The organism is Paenisporosarcina sp. P4_E4_2, from assembly GCF_056401595.1.
In genome coordinates this window covers 1-6,820 of sequence record NZ_JBFUJC010000163.1, presented here as the reverse complement: position 1 = coordinate 6,820, position 6,820 = coordinate 1, and the positions used below count along the sequence as shown (strand labels likewise).

Sequence of the window (6,820 nt, the reverse complement as noted above, 5' to 3'; positions counted from 1 at the left end):
TACTGGGCCTACTGGGCCTACTGGGCCTACTGGACCGGCCGGACCTACTGGGGCTACTGGGCCTGCTGGAAAAGGAGGCATACTAGACTTTGCAGATTTTTATGCTTTGATGCCTGGTGATAATGCTACAACAGTTGGTGCAGGTGAAGATGTTGATTTCCCTCAAAATGGACCTACCTTAGCTGGATCAAGGATTACTCGTATCAGCGGTGATTCATTTAATTTGTCAGCTATTGGAACTTATCAAGTTTTATTTCAAGTGAGCATAACAGAAGCCGGGCAACTAGTTTTAACTCTTGATTCGGGATCGGGATCTACTGAATTACCTTATACTGTAGTCGGTCGTRCAACCGGCACTACTCAGATAGTAGGGATGGCACTAGTGCAAACAAATGTCACTAATTCAATCATCACCGTACGAAATCCTCAAAGTGCATCCACTGCATTGACAATTACTCCTACCGCCGGAGGGTCAGAGCCTGTATCAGCTCATCTTGTTATTACACAAATTGGATAATGAGAAAAAAATTCTAGACTTTCAAAAAAAGCTTCCATCCCGGGAGCTTTTTTATTGTTTATTAACGCAAGAAGCTACACTTTTTTAATCATAAGAAAACCTGTTTCTGTTTCTGCATAGCTACTCTAGCTTCGAAACATGATTAAAAAATCAACAGTAAAAGTAGACAGAGTCAATCGTAAAAAACATGAAACTAGTAATAGATTTCACGATTCATGTTTATAATATCCAGTTCATTTTTAACTTGCTCATTTCTAAAAATACTTTTTGTTAGACATCAATAGGACAAAGTTACATAATCATTGTCTAACAAATTAAAAAAAGGTTTGCTGCGAACTCTTTCGCTACAAACCTTTTTTCCTTATTCTTCTATTTCATTAACTTCTACTAGCATTCCGACCACTAAAGTAATTWCAACAAAGAAACATATCAGCATTAAGACCATTTCATTCAACTCCTACCATGTTTTGAATCCTTCTGAACCAGGAGGTGCATGGTGAATCATGCCAGTTAGCGGTATAGCATAGGCGATAATGATTAATGCGAATGCGATGCCAATCCAAATCCACCAGTTTTCCAAAAATTTCGGTGTGTTTTCTTTGTCACTTTCCGCCATTGGAAACTCGACAAAGTCTTCTTCACGTACGGCTTTTGGTGATAAAAACATCGACATCACGACGATATAAATCAGGATCATGGCAGATAGGAATAAAATGCTGCCTCCAATTGCCATCGTTACATGATTCGTAATTATCCCATCAAACCATTCCATTGCGGAAGGATGATTATTGTAATTGGAATATGCAGTGCGTCTCGGTGCTCCCAAAAGACCTAAAATATGTTGCGAAGTGGACATTAAGAGCATACCGATAGTCCATGTAATAATTTGAATGAATCCTAGCTTTTGCATAGACTTTGAGAATTTACGTCCTGTTAAGTATGGAATTAACCAAAATGTCAGCCCCATAAAAGTCATCGCTACAGGTGTCCCAACAGTAATGTGGAAATGTCCGACGATCCATAATGTGTTGTGGACGACTTCGTTTAACTGGAAACTTGCGTTGATGATTCCTCCCGCTCCACCAGGAATAAAGAAAGCCATTGCTATAAAAATTGATGTAAAGCGAACGTCTTTCCAAGGAAGTTTCGTGAACCAGCCGAATAATCCTTTCCCTCCTTTTTTACGTCCTGAAATCTCGAATGTCGCAAACATAGAAAACGCCGTCATTAAAGATGGAATAATAACCATGAATGTCAACACGACTTGAAGGAACTTCCAGAAGTTCGAAATCCCTGGTTCCGTTAATTGGTGATGGAACCCTACTGGAATAGAGAAAAGAATGAATAACACAAATGACAAACGAGCCAATGAATCACTGAAAACTTTCGTTCCAATTAGTTTCGGAACTATTACATACCACGCCATATAAGCTGGCAACAACCAGAAATACACAAGCGGATGACCGAAATACCAGAACAAAGAGCGACTTAGTTCCACGTTAATCGTATCCACCCAGCCAAACGCCCAAGGGATGTATTGGAATAGAACTGTGGCTACCACACCTAGACAAGCGATGATCCACAGGATGATTGTCGTAATGGTCATGAAAGCAAATAGTGGACTTAATTGTCCTTTATGTTTTTTTCTCCAGACGAGATAATGTCCTACCAATGCAAAACTATTAATCCATGTACCTACTACAAACAATGCCAATCCTACATAATACCAACCACTTGCTTTCAACGGAGCATAGAACGTATATAGAACTGAAGCTTCCCCAGAAATAATCATAGCTGTTGCTAAAATAGTGCCGATTGTTGTGACTGCAAAACCAATCCAGGAAACGCGTCGAACTTTCGGACCGAAGCTTCCAAGGCTTTTACTCATACCAGTAATAAAGAAACCGAAAATGAAATAAGTAGTATATATAAGTGCAAGCAATACGCCATGTGCCGTTAATATTTGATAATAATCCAACCAACTAGGTAATTGGAGAGCATCGTTTCGTATGAAAACTTGTAATAATCCGCATAATGTTCCAATTAGAAATGCGATGTATGCAACTCCGATATTCCATAAAGCCAACTTACGATCTTGTGCAGCAATCATCTTAATACACCTCTATTTCTGTGGACATCATGTGGTGACCAGCACCGCAGTATTCATTACAAAGAATTAAATATTTACCTGGTTTATCGAATGTATAAGATTTTGTAGTAATCCGACCTGGAACCACCATCATATTTACTTTCGTATTATCAATCGTAAAACTATGAACGACGTCTGTACTAGTTAATTTAAAAATGATTTCTTTTCCTGCAGGTACTTTAAGTTCAGGTGCATTGTATCCGAACGCCAATGCCACAATTGCTACCTGGTACGTATCGTCATCTATCTGAGTAACGCCAGGGTGATCAAATGGCGCAGTTTCATTTACTTTTTTAGGATCAATTGTATCCATTCCTCCCGATGGTGTGTGGCCGTGAGAGAATGCGCTTACTCCGACTATACTTAAAAACACGATTAATGAGACTAGGCCAAATACAAGCCAAATCTTTTCATATTTATGAAAATGCATTTAAATCTACTCCTTTTCATCTTGCTACATACATGAAATAAACGACAAACCACATGACGATAATAATGATGCCAACTGAAAAAACACTGATCAGCGTTCCTTTTAAATTCAACTCTGGCGATTGATTTTTTTTACTCAATCTCATTCACCTCTTCACGTTTTTATAACTTATATTCAGCGTAGGCCATTCATGGTTTAGGGACTGTGATATAAGTCACACTCGAAGGTTTATTTACAGTGAGTGTCGATAATTTGTCAAAATTGGAATAGGGCTGTGGAGTAAATCGAGGGTGATTGAATTTAATCGGAATGGAACTCAGTTTAATCGGCATCACTGGTAATYTCATCGGCATGAACTGGATTTTAATCGGCATCAAACCTGTTTTAATCGGTTTCACCTAATTTTCCCCACAAAAAAAAGCAATTTACCTTTGAGGTAAATCACTTCTTTAATCAATTTTACAAAAAGCAATTGGGCAGTTTTCGCAATTGATTTCGTCTTTTAAATAATCAAGGTCGTGTATCAGCATCTTTCCATCCACCGTGGAAAGTATGTTTTGTTTTTTTAAGTCACTCAGCAGCCTATTCACTACTTCACGTGTCATGCCGCAAAAATTAGCAAGTTCTTGATTGGTAAGCGTCATGTCGATCATGATGCCCTTTTTGTTAGGTACTCCATAGCTATTCGTCATGCGAATCAACGTTGAGTAAAGCGCTCCTTTTTTACCATGCAACAGGAGGTCACGGAATTTGGTCTGTGTTTTTTGGTGATTGATACCCATCCACTTCATAAAGGAAACGGCAAGCTTGGCATTATGGGTCAGCTCTTCTTCCAGATCGTCGACACTTATCTTGATGCATTCCACATCTTCCATGACCTTGGCATCCAACATATATTTGGCTGATTCGGCAAAGAGCGTGAATTCCCCAACGAACTGATTGCGTCCACAAATCCTTAACGTCAATTCTCGACCTTCAGGTGTAACTTTCCCAATTTGAACTTTTCCGGTTCGGATGAAGTATATCCCTTTGATGGGGTCGCCCTCTTGGAACAAATAAGAGTCTTTATTATACGTTTTCACAATGTGTCGTATGGAGAGCAACTCTTTCAGTTCAACGGACGTATCAACCATCCCTTTTTTCAATCAAAACACTCCTTTCTTCGTTTTCTCTTGGGTAAAGAGTACCATAGAACCTTTTCTATTGGATAGTACCATCTGCACGATTGAGATTCCCCTTCCATCTCATATAGGAGTTCATTATGGGGTATAATTAACATACTAAATGAAGCAGGTGATGATATGCGCATAAATAAATTTTTAAGTGAAGCTGGTATTGTCTCAAGACGCGGTGCTGATAAATGGATAGAAGACGGACGCATTACGATCAATGGGAAAAAAGCTGAACTTGGAAGCAAAGTAGAGCCTGGAGACGATGTGCGTGCCGATGGCAAACCGGTAAAACATGAAGAGCCGTATGTCTACATCGCTCTTAATAAACCCGTAGGCATTACCAGTACAACAGAACGACATATTAAAGGAAATATCGTTGATTTCGTCAATCATCCTTTACGTATTTTTCATATCGGCCGACTCGATAAAGATTCGCATGGATTGATTTTATTGACAAACGATGGAGATATTGTAAACGAAATATTGCGGGCTGAAAATGAGCATGAAAAAGAATACATCGTTAAAGTGGACAAACCCGTTACACAGGATTTTGTTAAACAAATGTCTGAAGGCGTAGAGATTTTAGACACCAAAACATTACCTTGTAAAGTAGAAAAACTCTCTTCTCAAATGTTTAAAATTACGCTAACACAAGGATTGAACCGTCAAATCCGCCGCATGTGTACATCACTGGGTTACGAAGTCAAAGGTTTGCAACGTATTCGAATCATGAATATTCATGTGGACGGTCTTACTGTCGGTGAATGGCGTGATTTAACGAAAGTGGAGTTGGAAGAACTATTCAGTACGCTTAACTATTCACCAAAAAGGTAATAGAGTAGTAGGAGGCGATGCAATGCTATCGATAACTCATACACTTAATATAAACGGTGCACTAATACGCGGAGACTTTTGGGACTGACGAGGTCAGTCAGGCACCTTCTGGCTAATTTTACCCAAAATAATGAAAAAAAGCGGTCCTATTCTTTAGGATCGCTTTTCTTCATCATCATGACATCTTCAGTTTACTCCTTAAAACCTAATTTCTTTAGTCGTGAATTACTTGATAGTCGTGCGAAAGAATTAAAAAGATATACCTGGTAAAACCCAAGGATACCCTACACAAAGTTCACCATTATAGGCAAAACATCGTGTTTGCGAATTGTTGTTGTTTCATGAATTGATTCGGGGACAATGTCGGCTTCCATGCAAAAGGAAGTAGTTTCGTACAAGCATTCCAAAATTCAATTTGCCGATGTAAATCTTGAGGCCCTTCATAAAAACGATATGTGATTGTCACGTGTAATTGCCATCCACTATTTTTTTATATGCCATTCTGTTAATGACCTCTTCTTGTTGAGGATATAATTCTAGTAATTCTTTTTGCGTAAAGAGCTCGAAATCATCGAAATCAAAACCAGGCGACACCATACAACCGACCAAAGAAAATGTGGATTCAAGATCAACTGAGGAACCGAATATTGCTCCTTTAGGTACGAGTACCTGTGGCTTTTCCCCGTTATTAAAGTCCAACCCTAATTTCTGAGCTGTATATTCACCATTCGGGTGTATCACGTGCACAGTGAGTGGACTTCCGTCATGGAAAAACCATAATTCGTCCGATTGAAGTCGGTGTAAGTGGGATACTTCGCCACTCTTTAAGCAAAAGTAAATTGTCGTGTAGAGATTTCTTGTTTTGCTATCCGACGTTTCCATTTTTTCTTCCGAGTAGAAACTCCGTGTATAGTGTCCCCCTTCTGGGTGCGCTTCCATGTTTAAATGTTCTATGTAATAGGATGCATTTCGTTTTGTCATCATTTCTCTCCCTCCCCCTAATACATTCATCATCCGCTATAAAAGAAATGGATTCAATGCCTTTCGACAAAATGTGCCACGTGGAACATTTTTTAAAGTGTTTTTATCGACATTTTAGTCAGGAAATCTTCTGGATGATGAGTGTATCGATTTGTGATAGACAACATTCAATCATTAAAGTTGATAATTTTTTTCCGTTATTAAATTTCTCTGGATTTTCCCATGCATCCCGAAAGACTCCGCGTACAATTTGCTCACTGATAGCTTCATCAGCAACAACTCTGTACGATATTTTCCATAACAACCGAGAGTAGCGATTATATAGTTCAATCAAAGACTGTTGTTCCTGGTTAGAAAATCCGATGATCAAACACTCTTCAGTAGTCATCTAGTCACACCCCTTTAAATCCTCAATACCCCACACGCGTTTTGTACAACATTTCAATGTGCTGAATTTAGAGTAATTTACTTCAAAATAAAAAGCACATGAAGTGATAGACACTACATGTGCTTAAATGATTAGGCGTAATAGAATGTTTTTCTCTGCTTAATTGTAAACAATCCTGAAACTACCATTACAACTGCGGAAAGATAAAATGCGTGATTTATTCCAAACCATTCGGCTATCAAACCGAAAATAAAAGTCGCGATTCCAAATGCACCAGTCACCAAAACAGATTGAACTGAAAATACATGACCAAGTTGATCTGTATCTGTATGCGTTTGCAATGCAGTCT

General features: G+C 38.8%; 9 protein-coding genes and 1 pseudogene. 2 read left to right on the top strand and 8 right to left on the bottom strand.

The window, feature by feature from the left end; all coding sequences use genetic code 11:
• Positions 1–517 (top strand): collagen-like protein (locus AC1DSB_RS11975; protein WP_477586786.1); only part of this gene is annotated, 517 nt, incomplete at its 5' end.
• A 457-nt stretch (positions 518–974) separates the two neighbouring features.
• On the opposite strand, the gene AC1DSB_RS11970 is transcribed toward AC1DSB_RS11975, so the two are convergent.
• From AC1DSB_RS11970 to AC1DSB_RS11950, 5 genes are read right to left on the bottom strand one after another with little or no spacing between them, the layout of a single operon-like run.
• Positions 975–2,627, bottom strand: a complete 1,653-nt coding sequence (locus AC1DSB_RS11970) for a b(o/a)3-type cytochrome-c oxidase subunit 1 (RefSeq protein WP_477531446.1) — start codon at positions 2,625–2,627, stop codon at positions 975–977.
• Between the two features lies 1 nt (position 2,628).
• Complete coding sequence (locus tag AC1DSB_RS11965) at positions 2,629–3,096, bottom strand: cytochrome c oxidase subunit II (RefSeq protein ID WP_342542520.1); 468 nt, start codon at positions 3,094–3,096, stop codon at positions 2,629–2,631.
• A gap of 16 nt (positions 3,097–3,112) precedes the next feature.
• A complete protein-coding gene (locus tag AC1DSB_RS11960; RefSeq protein WP_036659576.1) occupies positions 3,113–3,241 on the bottom strand; it encodes a hypothetical protein in 129 nt (42 codons plus the stop codon).
• Positions 3,242–3,284: 43 nt separating this feature from the next.
• Positions 3,285–3,494: a hypothetical protein gene (locus AC1DSB_RS11955; RefSeq protein WP_477586785.1), complete on the bottom strand. Its 210-nt coding sequence runs from the start codon at positions 3,492–3,494 to the stop codon at positions 3,285–3,287.
• Positions 3,495–3,545: 51 nt separating this feature from the next.
• Entirely contained in the window at positions 3,546–4,229 is a 684-nt protein-coding gene (locus AC1DSB_RS11950; protein ID WP_477531472.1) for a Crp/Fnr family transcriptional regulator, read from the bottom strand.
• A 168-nt stretch (positions 4,230–4,397) separates the two neighbouring features.
• Here AC1DSB_RS11950 and rluF point away from each other — a divergent pair, with 168 nt between their 5' ends.
• Positions 4,398–5,102: a 23S rRNA pseudouridine(2604) synthase RluF gene (gene rluF, locus AC1DSB_RS11945; RefSeq protein ID WP_477531448.1), complete on the top strand. Its 705-nt coding sequence runs from the start codon at positions 4,398–4,400 to the stop codon at positions 5,100–5,102.
• A gap of 462 nt (positions 5,103–5,564) precedes the next feature.
• On the opposite strand, the gene AC1DSB_RS11940 is transcribed toward rluF, so the two are convergent.
• From AC1DSB_RS11940 to AC1DSB_RS11930, 3 genes and pseudogenes are all read right to left on the bottom strand, one after another.
• Positions 5,565–6,086, bottom strand: coding sequence for a cupin domain-containing protein (locus AC1DSB_RS11940; protein WP_477531449.1), 522 nt, complete (start codon positions 6,084–6,086; stop codon positions 5,565–5,567).
• 115 nt (positions 6,087–6,201) lie between these two features.
• Positions 6,202–6,471 (bottom strand): RNA polymerase sigma factor, encoded by a 270-nt coding sequence (locus AC1DSB_RS11935; protein ID WP_477531450.1) that lies wholly within the window; start codon positions 6,469–6,471, stop codon positions 6,202–6,204.
• Positions 6,472–6,602: 131 nt separating this feature from the next.
• Positions 6,603–6,820, bottom strand: a pseudogene (locus AC1DSB_RS11930) (MFS transporter); the annotation flags it as partial.

Bases quoted from the DNA above. Each gene is read 5' to 3' on its own strand.
- AC1DSB_RS11960 (WP_036659576.1), bottom strand. From the start codon at position 3,241: ATGAGATTGAGTAAAAAAAATCAATCGCCAGAGTTGAATTTAAAAGGA.
- AC1DSB_RS11940 (WP_477531449.1), bottom strand. From the start codon at position 6,086: ATGATGACAAAACGAAATGCATCCTATTACATAGAACATTTAAACATG.
- AC1DSB_RS11950 (WP_477531472.1), bottom strand. From the start codon at position 4,229: ATGGTTGATACGTCCGTTGAACTGAAAGAGTTGCTCTCCATACGACAC.
- AC1DSB_RS11935 (WP_477531450.1), bottom strand. From the start codon at position 6,471: ATGACTACTGAAGAGTGTTTGATCATCGGATTTTCTAACCAGGAACAA.
- rluF (WP_477531448.1), top strand. From the start codon at position 4,398: ATGCGCATAAATAAATTTTTAAGTGAAGCTGGTATTGTCTCAAGACGC.
- AC1DSB_RS11970 (WP_477531446.1), bottom strand. From the start codon at position 2,627: ATGATTGCTGCACAAGATCGTAAGTTGGCTTTATGGAATATCGGAGTT.
- AC1DSB_RS11965 (WP_342542520.1), bottom strand. From the start codon at position 3,096: ATGCATTTTCATAAATATGAAAAGATTTGGCTTGTATTTGGCCTAGTC.